The sequence below is a fragment of the Streptomyces sp. NBC_00466 genome, from assembly GCF_041433995.1.
Taxonomy (GTDB): Bacteria; Actinomycetota; Actinomycetes; order Streptomycetales; family Streptomycetaceae; genus Streptomyces.
In genome coordinates this window covers 7230438-7251191 of the sequence record NZ_CP107896.1, presented here as the reverse complement: position 1 = coordinate 7251191, position 20754 = coordinate 7230438, and the positions used below count along the sequence as shown (strand labels likewise).

Genomic DNA, 20754 nt, shown 5'->3' with positions numbered 1-20754 from the left:
AGCCGGGACACGGAGGGGCGGCTCACTGACGGCCCCCGAGCCGGGCGGCGAACGCCTGCAGCGTCGCGTACTGGCTCATCACAGCGTGATCATCGCTGTGGACGGGGTCCTTGAAGAAGAAGGCGAGCTCGCCCAGGGGTCCGGAGATTCCCCGCTCATGAGCGCGGGCCGTCAGCCGGGCGAGAGCGAGCACCAGGGGCGCGGCCAGTGCCGAGTCACAACCGGCCCAGGTGAACTGCAGGTTCATCCGCACGCCCAGGAAACCCTCGAACACCACATGGTCCCAGGCGGTCTTCCAGTCGCCGAGAGAGGGCACGTTGTCGATGTGGACCTCGCCCTCGACCGGGTGCCCCAGCGTCTCCGCGAGCACCCGCTGCTTGGAGACCGCTTTGCTGGCCATCGCGGCCGGATCGGCGAGCGTCTCCCCGTCACCGCCGCCGAGCAGGTTGGTGCCGGACCACGCCCGCACCCGCAGGCCCCGGGCGGCGAACACCGGACCGAGGGTGGCCTTGAGCAGGGTCTCCCCCGTCTTGCCGTCGTTTCCGGCGTACGGCATCCCGGCGCTCTCCGCCAGTTCCTCGAGCGCCGGAATACGCATGCCGGCCGACGGGGTGAAGTCGACGTGGCCGCACCCGCTCATGATCGCCGCCAGGGCGTACTGGGAGCTGGCCGGCAGCACGCTCTCACCGGCGGCGAGCGCGGCACTCAGGGCCCCGGCCGAGTGGTGCGCCGGGTGTGCCGTGAGGACCGGTTCGGTCGAGGACACGTTGACGACGACCACCCGTGCGAGGTCGTGCCGCTCGCGGAAGGCAACGATGTCAGCCCGCATCGCCTCGACGACATCCGCCTGACTCCTGTCACGGTCCGGGACAGGAGCGGGGCGTATCTCGGCGTCGGCGGCGGCCAGTTCGTCGTGGACGAGAGCGGGCAGCCCGTGGGGCAGCACCCCCGCCGCGACCAGTTGCTCGGCCCGCTTGGGCAGCGGCGTGCAGGCCACGTCGTGCCCCCCGAATACCAGGTCGGACAGGGCCGGCAGACCGGCATCGGGGAATCCCGGCTGCTCGGTGACGCATCCTGTCGGCCCGGCCAGCCCCGCCCGCAGAGCGGCCGTGCCCGCGATGACCGTGGTGGCCACCGATCCCCGTGCGCCCGCCAACCAAATACCCGTACGACTGCGCTGATCTGACATCTCGTCACCTCCGTCGGCCGGGCGCGATCGCGCCCGGAACCCTCGTTCCTCGCTGTCGATGTCGCTGTCCCCCGTCACACCTGCCACGCTCCCCTCCGGTTCGCCGCCCGGGGCCAGGACCCGGCCGTCGGGGGCCACTTGCAAGAAGACGTGCCGGCGACCCAGGCCCGGCGTCGACGTCGATCGCGTCGGCACCGCCGGTCAGTCGGTGTCTTCCGGGTCGCAGTTGAACTTCGCCGCACCGGCCGTCATCCTGATGCCGCCGAGGATGTGTGACAGGAACAGCGGGTCGGTGTAACTCTCCTTGGTGTGGCCCATGCCGGTGTAGAAGGACCGGCCGCCGTCGTACGGGTGACACCACGCGATGGGGTGGTCCGCGCCCATGGAGCCGCCGGAGTACCCGACCGGGTCGTACGTCCGCTCGTCCAAGGTGGCAAGGACACGCACCTCGGAGCGGGGGTTGGAACGGTAGTTGTACCACTCGTCGGTGCGGGTCCAGCGGTTCGGCAGGTCCTTGGTGGCGGGGGTGCCCCGGCCCGCGACGTTCACGGTCGCCTGCTGGATCGAGGGGTGGTCCTGGAAGTAGGCGCCGACCAGGCCGCCGTACCAGCCCCAGGTGTATCCGGAGTCGGCGGCGGCGTGGATCCCGACGTAGCCGCCGCCCTTCTCGATGTAGCGCTGGAAGGCGTCCTTCTCGGACTGCTGGTCCAGCGGGTCACCGGTGGTGGAGACGAAGACGACCGACTGGTACTTCGCCAGGTCGGCATCGTTGAACCGGGTGGCGTCCTCGGTGGTGTCCACCGCGAAGTGGTTCTCCCGGCCGAGCTTCTCGATCGCCGCGACGCCGTCGGGGATGGAATCGTGCCGGTAGCCGGTGGTCTTGGAGAACACCAGCACGGTGAACGCCGGGCCGTTGGCGTGTGCGGTGGTGGCGCTGGTGACCGCGACCGGCAGGGCCAGAGCGGCTGCCGACAGCAGCGCGACAATTCCTCTACGGGACATCATCAACCTTTCGTGACCTGATTTCCGGGGACGGGGGTGCTGGATCAGCTGAAGGCGCCGGGAAGGTACTGGTCCACGTTCTCCTTGGTCACGATCGCGGAGAACAGGGTCAACGACGAGGGCAGATCCTGCCCGACCAGGTCGCTCACGCCCTTCTTCTGGGCGACGAGCCGAGCGAGCTTGATCGCCGATGCGGACATGTTCGACGGGTAGACAACCGTGGCCTTGAGCACGGAGCTGTCCGCCTTGATCTCCTGCATGGCGTGCATGGAGCCGGCGCCGCCGACCATGAAGAAGTCGTGGCGGCCGGCCTGCTTGATGGCCGCCTCGACACCGATGCCCTGGTCGTCGTCGTGGTTCCACACCGCGTCGAGGTGCGAGCGGGCCTGCAGCACGTTGCTCATCACCTGCTGGCCGGAGTCCGCGGTGAAGTTGGCGGCCTGCCGGATCCCCACACGGAAGCCGTACTTGGCCAGCCCCTTCTTGAACCCGGCGCTGCGCTGCTTGGTGAGTTCGAGGTTGTCGATACCGGCGATCTCGCCGATCACGGGGGAGGAGACACCCTTGGCCTTGAGGGTCTTGCCGATGTAGAGACCGGCGTTGAGACCCATGCCGAAGTTGTCGCCGCCGATCCACGTCCGGTACGCCAGCGGCGTGTCGAAGACGCGGTCGACGTTGATGACGGGGATGCCCGCGTCCATCGCCTGCTGGGCCACGGACGTCAGCGCCTTGCCGTCGAAGGGCAGGATCACCAGGACATCCACCTTCTTGCCGATCAGCGTCTGCACTTGGCTGATCTGCGCGTTGACGTCGTTGGTGCCTTCGACCGCCTCAAAGTGCACGTCGGAGTACTGCTTCGCCTGCGCCATGGCGTTCTTGGTGATGGCCGCCATCCAGCCGTGGTCGGCGGCCGGGGCCGAGAACCCGATCGTCACCTGCTTGCCCGGCTTGTCGTTATCGGTGCCGGCCTTGGTCGCCGCCTTGACGTCGTCGGTGGAGGCGGCGCTCTTGTTGCTGGTGCAGCCGGCCACCAGGGCTCCGCCGCCGAGCACCGCGCCGCTGAGGAGCAGTTTTCTGCGGTCCAGCACGCCGAATCCGGGCTTGTCCATCTCGCTGGTCCTTCCAGTCACGGGGTCCTGCCTGGGTCGTGCTTGCCTTTGTCGATGCGGACATGCCGCGCGGCGGGGCGAGCGGTGGCAGCGGGGGCTGTGGCCGCCGCCCGCGCCGCAGCTAGGGGGTGACGGTCCTGCGGCCGCGTCGCTGGATCAGCACGGCGGCGACGATGATCAGGCCCTTGGCGATCTGCTGGATATCGGTCGTGAGGTTGTTCAGTACGAAGATGTTGGTGATCGTGGTGAACACGAGGACGCCGAGGATCGAGCCGACGAGCGAGCCTCGGCCGCCGGTCAGCAGCGTTCCACCGATGATCACCGCGGCGATCGAGTCCAGCTCGTACAGGTCGCCGAGGTTGCTGGCCCCGGATGTGGTCCGCGCCGTCAGCATGATCGCGGCGACGCCGCAGCACAGGCCCGACAGGACGTACAGCATCACCGTGTGGCGGCGCACGTTGAGACCGGCGAGGCGCGCGGCCTCCTGGTTGCCGCCGATGGCGAACGTACGGCGGCCGAACGTGGTGCGGTTGAGCAGCACCCAGCCGATGAGCACGGCCACCGCCAGGATGTAGACCAGCAGCGGGATACCGAGGAACCGGATGGAGGCAATGGAGTTGAACGAATCGACGGTGACCACCTGGGACTGCCGGTCGGAGATCCGCTCGGCGAGTCCGCGGGCACTGGCCATCATGGCGATCGTGGTGATGAACGCCACGATGCTGCCGTAGGCGATGATGAGACCGTTGATGAGGCCGACGATCCCGCCCACGGCGAGCGCGCAGAAGACCATGCCGCCGAGCCCGTAGGACTGGGTGGAAACGGTGGTGCACCACACGGACGCGAGCGCCACGATCGCACCGACGGACAGGTCGATGCCGCCACCGATGATGACGAAGGTCTGACCGATCGTGATGACGCCGATCACGGCCGCGCTGGTGAGGATGACCAGGGCGTTCTGCCTGGTGGCGAAGTTGTCCGAGCTCAGCGCACCGATGATGCACAGCAGGACGAGGACGATGAACAGGCCGAGGTTGCGCACTCGGCCCATGTGCCCGAGGAAGGCGGGTCTGCTGCCCCTGCCCGGAGGCGAGGTCTGCCGGACGGATCCGGCTGGTGCTTCCTTGCCGGTGGCGGGCAGCGGACCGCTCCCGCCCGGGGGACTGGTCTGCTGGGTCACGCGGAGCTCCCTTCCATGACGAGGTCGAGCACTGTCGATTCGTCGAGGTCCAGGGCGGCGGCCTCACGGACCACGCGCCCTTCGCGCATGACGAGGACGCGGTCGGCGAGGCCGAGAACCTCGGGCACCTCGCTGGAGACGAGGAGCACGCCGACTCCTGAATCGGCGAGCCGCCGGATGAGCTGGTAGAGCTCCGCCCGTGCCCCGACGTCGACGCCGCGGGTGGGCTCGTCCAGCAACAGGAGCCGGCAGTCGGTGAGCAGCCAGCGCGCGACGACGGCTTTCTGCTGGTTGCCACCGGAGAGGGTGCGCACCGGTCGGCTCGCATCGGGGGGCCGCAGGTCGAGCTGGCGGACCGCTTCCGTCGTGGCGGTCAGCTCGGTGCGGGCGTCGAGGAACCCGGCGCGGGAGAACCGCCGCAGCGAGGACATCGACACGTTGTGGGCGATGGAGGAGTGCATGAACAGCGCCTGGCTCTTGCGTTCCTCCGGGGCGAGCCCGAGGCCCGCCCGGACGGCGGCGCTGATGTTACCGGGCCGTAGTACCGATCCGGCCACGCTGATACGTCCGGAGGACGGACGCCGGGCTCCGTAGACGGTTTCGAGGATCTCCGAGCGGCCGGAGCCCACGAGCCCCGCCAGCCCGACGATCTCGCCGGCCCGGACGGTGAGGGAGACGTCCAGGAACTCCCCCGGGCGGCTGATGTTCTCGACTTCCAGCAGCACCGGCCGCTTCTCCGGGGCAGGGGTTTCCGGCCTCGGCGGGAAGACGTACTCGACGGTGCGACCGGTCATCAGCGAGACCAGCTCGGAGGTCGGGGTGGTGCGCGCGGGTAGCCCTCGGGCGACCGTGCGGCCGTCCTTGAGGACGGTGACGCGGTCACCGATCCGACGGATCTCCTCCATACGGTGCGAGATGTAGACGACCGCGACGCCCGCGGCGGTGAGGTCGCCGATGATGCGGAAGAGGTTGTCCACCTCGTCGTGGGCCAGCACCGCGGAGGGCTCGTCCATGATGATGAGTCTCGCGTCGTGCGAGAGGGCACGTGCCATGGACACGAGCTGCTTGCCGGCCGAGGACAGCTCACCGACCTCGCGCGTGACGGGAACCTCCGGATGCCCGAGCCTGCGCATCAGTTGCCGGGCGGCGTCGTGCATCCGCGAGCGCTGGGCGAACCCCAACCGGGACTGCTCGTGCCCCAGGTAGATGTTCTCCGCCACCGACAGGCCGTCGGCCAGGTCGAGTTCCTGGTAGATGGTGGCGATCCCATGGCGCATCGCCGCCGTCGGGGTCGGGAGCGTCACCGGTTCGCGCTCCCAGGCGATGTGCCCCTCGTCGGGCTGGTGGGCGCCGGCGAGAACCTTGATGAGTGTGGACTTGCCGGCGCCGTTCTGGCCCAGCAGGCAGTGCACTTCTCCGGCGACCACGTCGAGGTCGACGCCGTCGAGGGCGCGGACGCCGGGGAACTCCTTGACGACGCCTTGCATCTCGAGCAGCGGGGCACTCATGGGTCTCCCTCTGAAACGATGTCCGCCGGCCCTTCGAAGACCATGGCGGTTCGTCGGCTTGTCCATCTCACTGATCAGTTGGTTCCTCGTGGGCGGGCCTCGGTGAGGAGGCTCCTGAGGGGTTCCACGTGTCGTGGGGCGGGGACCCAGGGTCCGGCGGGGGCCGGTTGTGGATCTGTCGCGGTTTCCCTGTGGGCAACTGCTGTGGTTGCGGTCGGGTGTTTCCGATCGGTCCGTGCATGCGTGCAGGTATTCCGGAACGGGTCGCTTCCTGTCGCTCTTGGGAGCTGAGAGGAAGGTAGTTCTCACAGCGTTGTTTGAAAAGGGCTCGCGAACCGCTTGTTTCCTTCGTGGCCGGAAGCGGCAACTGGTGTAACACTTTTGGGCAATCGGTGTCGCCGCGCGGCTGGAATGTCGGGGACTTCGTGTTCGTCCGCCGGTGCGGCGGGATGCCGGACCGTGTGCCCGCGCGCCTCTGGCCTGGGCAGCTCTGATTCGGCAAGTCGGCGGGCCGTGCGCCCGACGACTTGCCGAACTTCTCAGGCGAAGGGCATGGAGCCCCGCACCGAGGCAGGCGGGTATTACCGGAGCACATGCTCGAACATGCCCCGGGGAATTCAACGGCGACTGCCATGCAGGGGCAGAGATCAGCGAGTCGGCTCCGGCCTTTTCTGCCGGGGAATAGAAGTTGTTCGGCGTTCAGATTTCCGTCTGGAGTTCCCTTGAAATCCTCCTGTTTGTGTCCGATGAGCGTGGGCATCGGTTGCGGGCGTCCGGCTGAGCCGTACCCGCCACGCAGCGGTGAGTGCCAACAGGGCGGTGGAGCGGCGGGCTTCGCGAAGCACGGTCAGGGAACGACCGCCAGGGGGGTGTCGGCCCCGGACGGCAGCGGAGGGCCCTCCTTTATGCGGCCTTCTCTGAGCCAACGGGCGTCCACACGCTGCCGCTCACGGCGCTGTGTTCCACCGCGGCCAGCACCCGCTGCACCTGCAGCCCGTCAGCGAAAGACGGCTCGGGGTCCCTGTCATCGATGATCGCCTGCATCAGATCCCGCACCTGGTGCACGAAGGTGTGGTCGTAGCCGAGTCCGTGACCTGCCGGCCACCACCCCTCGAGATAGGGATGGTCAGGTTCGGTGACCAGGATCCGCCGGAAGCCCGCCGTCGTGGACACCTCGGCGTGGTCGTGGAATTCCAGTTCGTTGAGGCGTTCCAGATCGAAGGCGATGCTGCCGCGGTCGCCGTTGATCTCGATGCGCAGGGCATTCTTCCGTCCGGCGGCGACCCGCGTGGCCTCGAAGGATGCGACGGCGCCGCCGGGAAACCGGCCGATGAACAGCGCGGCGTCGTCCACCGTGACCGGGCCGCGAGGCGCCGCCCCGTCGACGACGGCCGAGAGCCCCGAGGACACCGTGGGCAGCGGACGTTCACGGACGAACGTCTCGGTCACGGCGGACACCCCCGTCAGTGGCTCTCCGACGAGGTACTGCGCGAGGTCGACGATGTGTGCGCCGAGGTCGCCCAGCGCGCCGGAGCCGGCGTGCTCGCGCTGCAGCCGCCACACCAGAGGGAACTCCGGATCCACGATCCAGTCCTGCAGATACTGTGCGCGGACGTGCCACAGCTTGCCGAGGCGGCCCTCGGCGACCAGCCGGCGGGCGAGGGCGAGTGCCGGTGTGCGGCGGTAGCTGAACCCGACCATGGAACGTACGCCGCGACGCGAGGCGGCAGCGGCGGCGGCAGCCATCGCCTCCGCCTCCTCGACAGAGTTGGCGAGCGGCTTCTCGCACAGCACGTGCTTGCCGGCCTCCAGCGCCGCAATCGCGATCTCGGCATGACTGGAGCCGGGGGTGCAGATGTCCACCAGCTGAACGTCGGGGCGGGCGATCAAGGCCCGCCAATCGGTCTCGGTAGCGGCCCAGACCTGACGCCGGGCAGCCTCTTCCAACGCTGCTTTCTCGCGTCCGGCGAGGGCGGCCATGATCGGGCGCATGGGAAGGTCGAAGGCACAGGCGACGGTACGCCAGGCATGTGAATGCGCGCGGCCCATGAAGGCGTATCCGACCATGCCCACCCCGATCTCGGGCGAGCCGTTCTGAGTGTCCATAGGCGCTCCTGAAGGATGCGTGCGGGCGCGAGGAACGGACACGGGAACGCGTCCGTCCGCGGGAACGGATTCCGGCCGCGCTGGCGCGTCAGGCCGGTGAGAAGAGGTGGTCGCTGATCAGCCGGGTGGCACCGACGACGCCTGCGACCTGGCCGAGCTCGCCGAGGACGATCGGCAGGTTGCCGGTCGCCAGCGGCAGGGACTGCCGGTAGACCTGGGTACGGATGCTCGCCAGGAGGTTGTGCCCCAGCCCGGTGAGCCCTCCCCCGATGACCACCATGCCGGGGTTGAAGAAGCTGACCAGGCCCGCGATGACCTGACCGGTACGGCTTCCGCCCAGGCGGATGAGTTCGAGGGCCGCGACGTCCCCGGCGCCGGCGGCTGCCGACACGTCCTCAGGGGTCAGCCGCCCGGCCGCCTGGAGCCGCCCGGCCAATTCCACGGAGCGGCCCGCTTCGGCCAGCACCGTCGCGTCACGCACCAGGGCGATGCCACCGAAGTACGCCTCCAGGCAACCGGTGTTGCCGCAGGCGCACGGCGGCCCTTCCGGGTCCACCTGGATGTGGCCGATATCGCCAGCACTTCCGGTGACACCCCGGTGGACCTCGCCGCCGACCACAATGCCGCAGCCGATGCCGGTGCCGACCTTGACGCACAGGAAGTCACGTACGGAGCGGGCCACACCGGCCTGCTGCTCCCCCAGCGCCATCAGGTTCACGTCGTTGTCGACGAGTACCGGGCAGCCGAGCTCCTGGCTCAGCGCCTCGCGGACGGGGAAGCCGTCCCAGCCCGGCATGATCGGCGGTGCTACGGGGACCCCCTCGGGGAACCGGACGGGTCCCGGCACGCCGATCCCGGCGCCGTCGAAGTGTTCCGCCAGCCCGGCCGTACGCAGCTTGGCGGCCAGGGCGAGCACCCGCTCGAACACGGCGACCGGGCCCTCACGGACGTCCAGCGGCTCGGACAGGTGGCCGAGCACCTCCAGCTCCGCGTTGGTGACCGCGGCGTCCACGGATGTGGCACCGATGTCCACACCGAGGAAGCGCAGCGAGGGGGCTATCCGGATGTTGTGCGAGCGGCGGCCGCCACGCGATGCGGCGAGGCCGTCCTGGACGACGAGGCCCGTCTCCAGCAGCCGTTCGATCTCGACGGCGAGCTTGGAACGCGACAGTTCGACCTGGTCTCCCAGAGCGACCCGGGACTGCGGACCGAGGTCGCGCAGCAGGCGGAGCAGCCTGGCTTGGTGGACATTGGCCGGTCGGGCCGTCATACGCCTCACGCCGCCCCTCCCGTCGTCGACGAAGCCGTGCGCACACCCGGCACTTCGGGGGTGACTTTCAAAAGGACCGTAGCACCGTGGTGCCGAACACGAAAGAACTTGTGCGGAAGTCCGTTGTTCTTTCATCTCCCAATGGACAAAGCCGATTTGAAGCAGCCGCCACCGGCGCGCGTGCCGGGCTTCTGGTCTGCACCCTGCCCACCGGACAGGTCCTGGCAGCGGCTGCGGAAAGCGGACCAGGCCCGGGGGTTGAAGTCGGCCGACTCCAACCCCCGGGCCTGCTGTTGTGCTGTCGAGTCGTCCGTGCAGGCAGCGGCAGAAGCTCGTTGAGACCTGCCGGGCCCTCACGGATCAGGCGGGAACGGTCGCCCCCGTGGTCAACTCACCGCTTCACGCGTGGGTGTGCGGCTTGCCGACGTCGGAACGGCCGGCGGCCTTCTTGATCTGACCCGCCTCCCGTTGGTCGACAACACCCTCGTGCCGGAGAGCCGCCACGATGTGCTCGACGTGCGAGACGAACCCGCCGTGACTGCTCCACGGCAGGTGATCCTCGATCAGCTCGTTTATGGTGCAGCCGTTTGTCGTGACGCGGTTCGGGATGCCCGTGTTGACCGAGCCGACGAACACCGTGGCACGATCGTCCGTCTCCGGGCAGTTGGTGGGCGGCTTGCTGTCGACGACGGTGAGGGACAGCGACTTGGCCGTGGACGTATTGCCGGCCTTGTCGGTGGCCCGGTACAGGAAGGTGTGGCTCCCCGCCCGGTCCACCGCCACCGGCGCGGTGTACGGCAAATAGGGGCCGCCGTCGAGCGAGTACTCGACCTTGTCGACACCCGAACCGGAGTCCGAGGCGGACACCGTCACGGTCGCGCTGGAGACGTAGTTGCCGGACGCGTCCTTCGTACCCGACACCGACACCGACGTATCCGGCGCAGTCGTATCCGCAGGCGAAGACGCCACCACCGTGAACGACACCGACTTCACCACCGAGGTGTTACCGGCCTTGTCCGTCGCCCGGTACGCCACCACATGCTCACCCGCACTACTCACCTGCACCGGAGCCGCGTACGCCGCGTAAGCCCCACCATCAACCGCATACTCGATCTTGTCCACACCGGACTCCGCATCCGAAGCGGACACCGTCACCGTCGCACTGTCCACGTAACTCCCGGACGCGTCCTTCGTACCCGACACCGACACCGACGTATCCGGCGCAGTCGTATCCGCAGGCGAAGACGCCACCACCGTGAACGACACCGACTTCACCACCGAGGTGTTACCGGCCTTGTCCGTCGCCCGGTACGCCACCACATGCTCACCCGCACTACTCACCTGCACCGGAGCCGCGTACGCCGCGTAAGCCCCACCATCAACCGCATACTCGATCTTGTCCACACCGGACTCCGCATCCGAAGCGGACACCGTCACCGTCGCACTGTCCACGTAACTCCCGGACGCGTCCTTCGTACCCGACACCGACACCGACGTATCCGGCGCAGTCGTGTCGCCGCCCCCGGAGCCTGCGGTGACGGTCAGTTCGCCCGACATGATGTGACCCGGCATCGCGCAGTAGTAGCGGTAGACGCCGGGGGTCAGGGTGACCTCGGCCGTGTGCTTGCCTCCGCTGGAGTCCGACGGGCCCGCCTGGATGTTGAGGCTGACGTCGGTGTTGTAGTCGGAGTTGGAGGTGTCGAACGTCAACGTGTGCGGCATCCCTGTCGTGTTGCCGGTCGCCGCGCTGTTCTCGAACACGATCGTCGCCGGCCCGGCCACCGCGGTGGTGGGGGCGGACACATATCCCGTGTATCCGTCGCCGGCCGTCCAGGTGAGCACCTGGGCCGTGACGTCGGCGCGGCCGAACGCCGCGTAGGCGGCCGGCGCGGCCAACGAGAAGGCCGTGATCAGCATGGCCCCCAACACCACCAGCAAGGGGTGCCTGCCGAAGCGGCTACGTCGCGCGGATCTGGAGGGAGGCGGATCCGTCTGGGCATGGAGCAGTCTTCTGAACACCGCTGCACCTTTCGCGAATCGCTTGTTGCGGTACCGCGCAGAGGTTGGTTCGCGGTACCGCCGGGTGGACGACCAGCCGCCGGGACGACCGCGTCGGGGCCCGTCCGGCCGGGCGCCGCTGCGGAACTCGGTCCGGAGCGGCGGTGGCACACAGTCCGTCAGCCTGACCGGCGCCCTGAACTCAACGGGGCGGTGCGGGCAGGGCGCTGGCAGTGATCACCCGAGTGGGACGACGGCGAACGGTCGCGGTCACACACGAACAAGCGGTGTGTGCTCCGCTCTGTGCCGGGGCGGTAGCGCCGCGGGCCCCGCGCGTGGTTCACCCACCCTCCCGGATTTACAGCAACGATGGGAAGCTAGCGTTCTTTTGATGGCTCGCCAAGGTCTATGACCACAACCCGGCCAACTTTGACCTGAGTCTGGAAAAACTGCAGAAGCCCCGTTACCGTGAGGCCGTTCCCAGGCGCAGTCCGTCTCCCGAGCGAGCCGGTCTCGGCAGGCCGGCACATCGGCCGTCCGGGCGGCCCGGACCCGAGCCCGATCCACCGACCTGCTATGCGGCCCCGCGGGGCCGAACACCCGGCGCACCACCGCAAACCGCCGCGTACGGATGCTGTGTTGCCCGGGGCGGCACACCTCACGATCACACAAGGCGTTCAGGCACCCCCAGGCCTGTCGAGGATTGGAGAGCGATGACCGACTCAGGCACAGGCACGCGACGCCTCTTCTCCCGAAGATCGTTCGCCACCGGAACCGTGGCGGCGGCCGTCGTCCCCGCCGTGCTCGGCAGCACCGCCGCCGCACCCATGGACAAGCCGACCGCGAAGGACAAGGGCGGCGAGGTCCGCAACCTGACGCTGTATATGGAGAACCTGCCGAACGGGGAGATGGGCTACGGCCTCAACCCCGGCCAGGCGACGGTTCCGGGCCCGCTCATCGAGCTGACCGAGGGCGACACCATGAACATCGAGGTGGTCAACAACCTCGACGTCGCCGCCAGCCTGCACGTGCACGGCCTGGACTACGACGTCGCCAGCGACGGCACCAAGATGAACGACAGCGTCATCCAGCCGGGCGAGCGGCGCACCTATGTCTGGCGCACCCACGCTCCGGGCAAACGCCACGACGGTACGTGGGAGGCCGGAAGCGCCGGCTACTGGCACTACCACGACCACAATGTGGGCACCGAGCACGGCACCGGCGGTATCCGAAAGGGCCTGTACGGCCCCGTGGTGGTGCGGCGCAAGGGCGATGTCCTGCCGGACAAGCAGTTCACGGTCGTATTCAACGACATGACGGTCAACAACAGAGTCGCTCCCGACACCCCCACCCTCAAGGCCGTCCGCGGTGAGCGGGTGGAGTTCATCGTGATCACCCACGGGGACTTCTTCCACACCTTCCATGTGCACGGCCACCGCTGGGTGGACAACCGCACCGGGATACTGGAGGGCCCGCAGGACGTCAGCCGGGTCATCGACACCAAGACCACCGGCCCCGCGGACTCCTTCGGGTTCCAGGTGATCGCCGGCGAACGGGTCGGCGCGGGCCACTGGATGTACCACTGCCATGTCCAGAGCCACTCGGACATGGGGATGTCCGGGGTCTTCATGGTGACCGAGGCCGACGGCACGGTTCCCGGCGGCATGTCCGGCTCGCATGACATGCACGGCATGCCCGGCATGTGAGCCGAGTCGGCGTCATCCGTCCCGTCACCCGCACCCTGGAAGGCCTGCCCGTCACACCTGACCGGACGGTCTCACGGGCGTGTACCACCCTGCCGCCGGTCGTCCCCGGGCCGTGAGGACCCGGGGACGACCGCGCCCTCACCGGCACCGGAATCCCGGTCATCTCGGGACGTCCTGATGGCCGGTCGGACCCGCCTCACTCGGCGTACGCCGGCCGGGGCCCGTGCGGCAGCCCTGCTCCACCCCTGATCACTCTTCCGTTGTCGGATCGAGTCAAGGAGCACATATGGGCCGAAGAGATCGGTTCGCGCTGTCACGACGGAGCGGAGCACCGCCGTCGAGTCCCGTGCGAACCTTCCGTCATGCGCGCCCCTGGCGGCGCGCGGTCGTCCTGCTGTCCAGCTCGGCGCTGGCACTGGGACTGGCACTGCCCGCCATACAGGCACAAGCGCAGCCGCAGACCGCGAACATCGAGGCCCGGAGTGCCGCCGCCGAAGCCCCGGTGAAGGTCCTCGTCTTCCACGGACCAGCCGACAAGCAGGACGACCCGGTCGTCTCCGCCACGTCGGCGATCAAGAAACTGGGGCAGAAGAACGGCTTCTCGGTGGACGAGTCGGATGATCCGGGCGTCATCACCACCGACAGCCTGGCCCGCTACCGCGGCGTGGTCTTCCTGTCGGCCGAAGGTGTATCCCTCACCTCCGACGAGGAATCCGCGTTCCAGGCCTACATCAAGGGCGGCGGCGGCTTCGTCGGCGTTCATGACGCCGCGCGCGCGGATGCCTCATCCACCTGGTTCACCGGCCTGATCGGCACCCGGCCGGCCTCCGGCCTGCCCGCTTCCGAGAAGGTGACGGAGGTCACGGCGAGCGACGACAATCCGCCGAACGAGACGAAGGCCAATCTGTTCGACGGCAGCAACACCACCAAGTGGCTGGCTCACCAGCCCACGGCCTGGGTCACGGGGAAGATGGACCACCCCGTCGCGGTGGCCCAGTACGCGCTGACGTCGGCCAACGACTCTGCGGGCCGTGACCCCAAGGACTGGACCCTTCAGGGCTCGCAGGACGGGAACACCTGGAAGACGCTGGACACCCAGACCGGCCAGAGCTTCCCGGACCGCGCCCAGTCCAAGCAGTACAAGTTCTCCAACACCACCGCCTATCAGTACTACCGACTGAACATCACGGCCAACTCGGGTGAGCCCCTTACTCAGTTGGCCGAGCTACGGCTGTTCGGCGCCGACCCGGCGCCTGCGCCGGAGGCCAAGGTGCAGCAGGCGGTCGTGGATCTCACTGACCGCCAGCACCCGGCGAACAAGGGCCTGCCGCTGAAGTGGACCCGGTCCGACCAGTGGATGAACTGGGACCCGAACCCCGACGGCAACGTCCAGACGGTCGCCCAGGTCGAGGAGAACTCCTACGACCCCGGGCCGGCGGGCAACGGCGCCTTCCACCCCGTCTCCTGGTGCCGGGACTACGACGGCGGCCGGTCGTTCTACACCGGCATGGGCCGCACCGAGGACAGCTACACCTCGGACACCAAGTTCCAGAGTCATCTGCTCGGCGCCATCGAGTGGACGACCGGCATGGTCCGCGGCGACTGCCAGGCGACCATCGCGTCGAACTACTCGGTCGAACGGCTCACGGGCAAGAACCAGGCCGGCAAGCTCGACCAGATCGGCGAACCGCACGGACTGACGGTGGCGCCCGACGGCAAGACCTTCTACATCGGCAAGGCGGCCTGCCCGAGCGGTCCGGTCTCCGACTGGAACGACCCCGACGTGGGCCTGGGCTGCGGCACGATCCACCAGTGGGACCCCAAGACCAAGCAGGTCAAACTGCTCACCACACTCGATGTGATGGGCAACCGCGGCAGCGGCGACGAGCTGGTCAAGAACGAGGAGGGCCTCGTCGGTATCACGCTCGACCCCAAGTTCGAGCAGAACGGCTGGATGTACATCTACTGGATGCCGCACGAGTCGGTCGACCGGGACAAGCAGACGGGTCAGCGCACCGTCTCCCGGCTGACCTACGACCTCAAGAGCCAGTCCATCGACAAGGGCACCCGCAAGGACCTGCTGCACTGGACCGCTCAGATCCACAGCTGCTGCCATACGGGCGGTGGCATGACCTTCGACAACGATGGCAACCTCTATGTCGGCGTCGGTGACGACAACTCCTCGCAGGGCGCCGGTGCCGGCTACTCCGGGAACAACTGGACCAAGGACTACCAGGGCCTGTCCTTCCAGGACGCCCGCCGCACGGCCGGCAACACCAACGACCTCAACGGCAAGATCCTGCGGATCCACCCCGAGGCCGACGGCACGTACACGATCCCCAAGGGCAATCTGTTCACCGGCAAGGAGGAAGGGGGCGGCAAGACCCGTCCGGAGATCTACGTCATGGGCGTCCGCAACATCGCACGGATCTCCTGGGACAAGACCAACAACTGGCTGACCGCGGCCTGGGTCGGCCCCGACGCGCCGACGCCGGACCCGGAGCTCGGCCCGGCCAAGTACGAGACCGCGAGCATCATCACCTCCGCGGGCAACCAGGGCTGGCCGTACTGCATGGGCAACAAGCAGCCCTACCGTGACCGCAGCAACACCGACGCGAGTGTGCTCACCGGCTGGTACGACTGCGACCACCCGAAGAACACCTCGCCCCGCAACACCGGGCTGGTCGACCTCCCGCCGATCCGCAGCAACATGATCTGGTACTCACCGCAGGGCGGCGGTGTGGTCTACCCGCAGCGCAGTGACGGCAGCGGACTGCCCACCTACGCGCAGAGCGACGAGAAGTACACCGAGCCGTACCTCAAGGGCGGCGGCCAGGCCATCATGGACGGCCCGACCTACCACCGCTCGGAGGTCGACACCAACAGCGGTGTCGCCTGGCCCGCGTACTGGGACAACAAGTGGTTCATCGGTGACGAGTCCAACGCCGGCAATCGTGCCGCGGTCACCGTCACCCCGGACGACGTCAAGGCCCAGTCCCAGCCGGAATTCGGCGAGGACCTGCGCCGGATCCTCCCCGGCGGCATCGGGGACAACAAGATCCAGAGCTGGATGGACGCCAAGTTCGGCCCGGACGGCGCGCTCTACATGCTCGACTACGCCGGCGGCTTCTTCAGCCTGGACCCGAACCAGAAGCTGGTCCGCGTCGCCTACCACGGTGGTCCGGCCACGCCGAACCCGAGCGACGCCTCCGGCCGCCCGGTCGCCCAGAGCAAGCCGCGGACGATCCAGTTCTCGGCCGCGAAGGCGGGCGGCGTCTCCTGGGAGTGGGACTTCGGTGACGGAAGCCAGCCGTCGCACGAGGCCAACCCCACGCACACCTACGCCTCCTACGGCACCTACCACGCCACCCTGAAGGTGACCTACGCCAACGGCGAGCAGTCCACCGGCAAGATCGACGGGACGGCAGGCTGCACGGCGCCCGACGGCCGCGCCAACGTCTGGCTGCTCGACACAGACACCGGTGTGGCCAACCACAAGGCCGGCGGCGGCTGCACGGTCAACGACCTGATCGACGACGAGAGCGCCTGGCCGAACCACGGCGCGTTCGTCAGCTACCTCAACGGTCTGGTGGACCAGTTCCGCAAGGACGGTGTCCTCGACAACCACGAGGCGGCGACGATCAGCAAGGAAGGCGCCAAGTCGCCCATCGGCAAGACATCCGGCTACACATCCATCTTCGACGGATCCGCGTCGAGTCTGGCCGGGTGGAGCCAAGCGGGCGCAGGACAGTTCTCGCTCCTGCCGGACGGCACCCTTCACAGCTCAGGCGGCATGGGCATGCTGTGGTACAGCAAGCAGGAGTTCAAGGACTACTCGATCCGGCTGCAGTTCCGGGATGTCGCTCCGGAAGGCCACCAGGCCAACAGCGGTGTCTTCGTGAGGTTCCCCGATCCGCGGACGCCGCTGGACAAGCGGCCGGAAGGCTGCAGCACGACGGGAGCGGCTCGCACCGCCCCGGAGTGGGTGGCCATCTACTGCGGAAACGAGATCCAGATCTACGACGGCGCCACCGGTGAGCCCCAGAAGACCGGATCGGTCTACAACTTCGATCCGAGCGACCTGGACCATGCGAAGGTCACTCCCAAGGAACAGTGGAACGACTACGAGATCCGGGTCGTCGGGCAGCACTACACGATCATCCGCAACGGCGTAGTGATCAACGAGTTCGACAACACGCCCGGCAAATCGTCGTCGCGTGAGGGCGATCCGCCCACGGACCTGCGTCAGTTCTTCAGCGGCTACGTGGGTCTGCAGAACCACAGTGACAACGACCTGATCGAGTTCCGCAACATTCGGGTGCGGAACCTGTAGCAGGGAGTGATCGGCGCCGGGCTCGGGGCGAGTGTCCCCGGGCCCGACTCCGCGCGAGCCGGCGTGCACCCGCTCGGCCACGACGGGACCTGCCGAATCGTCCTCCACCACCGGATTGAACGGTTCAAGGCAGTAGACGTTTTCGTGTAGAGCGCATCAAACCCGGACCATGCAGCGAAGCTGCCCTTGACCCCGTGCATTCGAACAGTTACCCAAGCTACTTGAATCGTGATAGCGATTTGACAGGCTCCGCGGTCGATCACGGGTTCTGGCCTCCTCTCGTTGCGGGCCTCCCCCGCGTTCCCTGCCGGCCGCACTTGGCAAAGGAGGACGGAAGTGTCCACGCTCAGCTACGAGACAGACCAGCGGCCCCCCAACAACGCGGGTCTGCACAGAAACGAGGTGCGCCTGCTGTCGCTGCTGGCCACCGGTCTCCCGGTCGAGTCCGTCGCCCGGCGGCTCAACGTCTGCCCCCGCACAGTGCGGAGGCGTTGCCGAGGTGTGTGCGACAAGATAGGCGTCAGCAGCGTCATCGAGGCCGTCGCCTGGGCCGCCCGGCGAAGACTGATCTGACCGTCCTCCGAGGGCTCTTGAAGTCCAGGCACCACATCCGTGAGCGCCCTGCCGCGTCCCTCGATGGGCGCGGCAGGGCGCGAAGGTCCGGCCGGGCGCGGTGGAGGGCGCGTCCGCGGCACCGAAGGGTGCTGCCGGGATCAGCTCATGGGGCTGCCGTAGGCCAGCTCACTGGCCAGCACCGCGGCGCCGACGACCCCGGCGCGGGCGCCCAGCTCGGACAGCACGATCGGCAGGTCGCCGGTGGCCAGCGGCAGCGACCGCTGGTAGACGACACTGCGGAGCTCCGCGAGCAGGATGTGCCCGAGATCGGCGAGGTCGCCGCCGATGACGATCAGGGACGGGTTCATGAAGCTGACCAGCCCGGCCAGCACTTGCCCGACCCGCCGCCCGCCGGCCCGGACGATGCCGATACAGACAGCGTCACCGGCCGCAGCGCCGTCGGCGACATCGCGGGAGGTGAGGGAGCCCTTCGCCTCCAGCACCTCCATCAGCAGGTGCGACCCGCCGTTGTCCGCGGCGGACTCGGCATGACGCGTGAGCGCCTCCTGACTGAAGAGGGCCTCCAGGCAGCCCACGTTCCCGCAGGAGCAGACCGGGCCGTCCGTGTCGACCTGGATGTGGCCGATGTCGCCGGCGCAGCCCTCGGCGCCACGGTAGATGCGGCCGGCGATCTGCACTCCGCAGCCGACGCCGCTGCCGATCTTGACGAAGATCAGGTTGTCCACGGTCCGGGCGACGCCGCTGTGCTGCTCGCCCAGAGTCATCACATTGACGTCGTTGTCGACGGCGACGGGGCAGCCGTGCCGGCCGGAGAGCACATCGCGGACCGGATGGCGGTCCCACCCCGGCATGATGGGCGGGGAGACGGGGATGCCCTCGCGGAAACTCACCGGGCCGGGCAGACCTATCCCGATGGCGTCCAGCTGCGTGAAGTGGCCCTGAGCGCGCATCTTCTCCAGGATCTGCGTCGCCCGTCCCAGCACGTTCACCGGACCGGTGCGGATGTCGCAGTGCTCGCTGTACGACGCCACCGCCCGCAGGCAGCCGTCCGTGACTTCCACACCGATCGAGCGGGCGTCGAGGTCGATCGCCGCGAAGCGCAGGCCGGGGTCCAGTTTCACGAGCGTGGAGCGGCGTCCGCGGCGGGGGCCGGCGGGCTCCGCCTCCACGACTCTCCCCACCTCCATCAGGTGGTCGAGCTCGGCCAGCAGGCGCGGACGCGACACCTCGAGCCGGCCGGCCAACTGGGCGCGGGACTGCGGTCCGTGGTCTCGCAACGTAGTGAGCAGGCTGTACTGGATGCTCACTCTCGCTCACCTCCTGGTGAAAGGCGCTGCTCGCCGGCCCACGACGGCAGCGGCACGGGAAGCGTCCACCCCGTTCCGTCGCTCGTACCGGCGCGAGCCGGTGAACGCGGAACGGGGTGGTGACTGCTTGTCAGGCAAGCAGGTGTGCGAGCGCGGTGTAACTATGCTGCGCGGCGCCCAGCGAGCCGGGCGGGTCGGGCTGGGTGCCGGGGGCGGAGTCCTGCTCCCAGATGCCGTGGTGGTTGCCGAAGGGACCGATCGCGTGGATGAACCGCTGGTAGCGCATGTCACCGGCGCCGAACTCGGTCATGTCGTATCCGTCGGCGGCGTTGGGGTCGGACTTGCCGTCCTTCATGTGGAACAGCGTGTACCGGTAGGGGTGCTTGCGCACGTACGCGGCGGGGTCGAAGCCCGGGTAGCGGAACTGGCCGACGAACGCCCAGTAGACGTCCATCTCCAGGAAGACGTGGGCGGCGTCGGTGTTCTCCAGGAAGACGTCGTACAGACGCACCTCCGGCTGGTCCTGGGCGAAGGCCCACTCGGCCCAGTGGTTGTGCTGGTAGAGCTTGAGTCCACGCGCCGAGGCGGCCTCGCCCCAGCGGTTGAAGTCCTCCGCGGCAGCCTGGTAGCCGGCGACCGTGGGAGTGTCCGATGGCGCGTTCGGAGTCCCGATGTTCGGCATACCCAGGATCTTGGCGTTGTCGAGTTCCTGCTGCAGGTTGCTTCGGAAGGCGTCGATGCCGATGTGGCTGCCGATGGCTCGCAGGCCGTTGTCGTCGAGAAGGGTGCGGATCTCCTGGAGGGTGATCTGCCGGCCGAGAATGGAGGTGTTCTGGGTATAGCCCGCGAACTCGACCTCCTTGTAGCCCATCCGCGACAGTTCCTCGAAGACGACACGGAAGCCGAGGTCGTTGACCTTGTCGCGGACGCTGTAGAGCTGGATGCCGATGGCGTCCTTGGGGATGGTCAGACTGGCGCCGTGGGGCCCGGCCTTCGGGGCGGGCGTCTGGGCGGCTGCGGGGAGCGCGCCCGCGACGGACGCCGCGCCGATGGCCACGGTGCCGGCGGCTGCCGCACGCAGGAAGCCTCTACGGTCGAAGTCAGGTGTGAACTGACGCATCATCACTCCTTCGTTGTGGAGCACAGAGCCGCGGCAGGCCGCGGCGTGGGCCGACAGGGCGGGCGCATCCGCCCGGTCTCGGGCGGAGCGTCACGCGGGGCGTTCGTCGGCCGGGATGCCTGAATGGATGTGCGGTGTGCGGGTCTGCAGTGTGCGGTGTGCGGTGTGCGGTGTGCGGTGTGCGGTGTGCGAACTGACTGCGGAGCGACGGGAGTCGCCTCGGCGAGCGAAAGGCGGCCGGCTCCCCCGCGGACCGCACGACGGCAACAAGTCGGCCTCAGCGAACCCTGCAGGACGATGAACGCCTGAAACCGACGATAGTTGACCACGAACGCCAGTACTTTTCACCA

At 68.4% G+C, this 20754-nt stretch carries 13 protein-coding genes; 3 read left to right on the top strand and 10 right to left on the bottom strand.

All coding sequences use genetic code 11. The features are described from left to right. Window positions 1-22: 22 nt before the first annotated feature. From OG210_RS32400 to OG210_RS32365, 8 genes are all read right to left on the bottom strand, one after another. Window positions 23-1189, bottom strand: a complete 1167-nt coding sequence (locus tag OG210_RS32400) for an inositol-3-phosphate synthase (RefSeq protein ID WP_328323036.1) — start codon at window positions 1187-1189, stop codon at window positions 23-25. 201 nt (window positions 1190-1390) lie between these two features. Beyond that, the gene (locus tag OG210_RS32395; RefSeq protein ID WP_371540078.1) at window positions 1391-2194 is read right to left on the bottom strand and encodes a ThuA domain-containing protein; all 804 of its coding nucleotides are present in this window, start codon (window positions 2192-2194) and stop codon (window positions 1391-1393) included. Window positions 2195-2235: 41 nt separating this feature from the next. Further along, window positions 2236-3300 (bottom strand): substrate-binding domain-containing protein, encoded by a 1065-nt coding sequence (locus OG210_RS32390; protein WP_328323040.1) that lies wholly within the window; start codon window positions 3298-3300, stop codon window positions 2236-2238. 121 nt (window positions 3301-3421) lie between these two features. Beyond that, window positions 3422-4480, bottom strand: a complete 1059-nt coding sequence (locus OG210_RS32385; RefSeq protein WP_328323042.1) for an ABC transporter permease — start codon at window positions 4478-4480, stop codon at window positions 3422-3424. After that, window positions 4477-5988, bottom strand: coding sequence for a sugar ABC transporter ATP-binding protein (locus OG210_RS32380; RefSeq protein ID WP_328323044.1), 1512 nt, complete (start codon window positions 5986-5988; stop codon window positions 4477-4479). The genes OG210_RS32385 and OG210_RS32380 overlap by 4 nt, the downstream gene beginning before the upstream one ends. Window positions 5989-6891: 903 nt before the next feature. Beyond that, on the bottom strand, window positions 6892-8094 hold the full coding sequence (locus tag OG210_RS32375) for a Gfo/Idh/MocA family oxidoreductase (RefSeq protein WP_328323045.1): 1203 nt from the start codon (window positions 8092-8094) through the stop codon (window positions 6892-6894). 88 nt (window positions 8095-8182) lie between these two features. Further along, entirely contained in the window at window positions 8183-9364 is a 1182-nt protein-coding gene (locus OG210_RS32370) for an ROK family protein (RefSeq protein WP_328323046.1), read from the bottom strand. 399 nt (window positions 9365-9763) lie between these two features. After that, window positions 9764-11281, bottom strand: a complete 1518-nt coding sequence (locus OG210_RS32365; RefSeq protein WP_371540074.1) for an OmpL47-type beta-barrel domain-containing protein — start codon at window positions 11279-11281, stop codon at window positions 9764-9766. A 794-nt stretch (window positions 11282-12075) separates the two neighbouring features. Between OG210_RS32365 and OG210_RS32360 the strand changes: the two genes are divergently transcribed. From OG210_RS32360 to OG210_RS32350, 3 genes are all read left to right on the top strand, one after another. After that, window positions 12076-13068 carry a multicopper oxidase domain-containing protein gene (locus tag OG210_RS32360; protein ID WP_371540072.1) on the top strand — a complete coding sequence of 331 codons (993 nt, stop codon included), beginning with the start codon at window positions 12076-12078 and terminating at the stop codon, window positions 13066-13068. 346 nt (window positions 13069-13414) lie between these two features. After that, entirely contained in the window at window positions 13415-17401 is a 3987-nt protein-coding gene (locus tag OG210_RS32355; protein ID WP_371540069.1) for a ThuA domain-containing protein, read from the top strand. Between the two features lie 336 nt (window positions 17402-17737). Beyond that, window positions 17738-17974, top strand: a complete 237-nt coding sequence (locus tag OG210_RS32350; protein WP_328323049.1) for a LuxR C-terminal-related transcriptional regulator — start codon at window positions 17738-17740, stop codon at window positions 17972-17974. Between the two features lie 140 nt (window positions 17975-18114). Here the strand turns inward: OG210_RS32350 and OG210_RS32345 are convergent, their stop codons facing one another. After that, on the bottom strand, window positions 18115-19284 hold the full coding sequence (locus OG210_RS32345; protein ID WP_328323051.1) for an ROK family transcriptional regulator: 1170 nt from the start codon (window positions 19282-19284) through the stop codon (window positions 18115-18117). A gap of 130 nt (window positions 19285-19414) precedes the next feature. Continuing rightward, window positions 19415-20404, bottom strand: a complete 990-nt coding sequence (locus OG210_RS32340; RefSeq protein ID WP_371540067.1) for a TIM barrel protein — start codon at window positions 20402-20404, stop codon at window positions 19415-19417. Window positions 20405-20754: the final 350 nt, after the last annotated feature.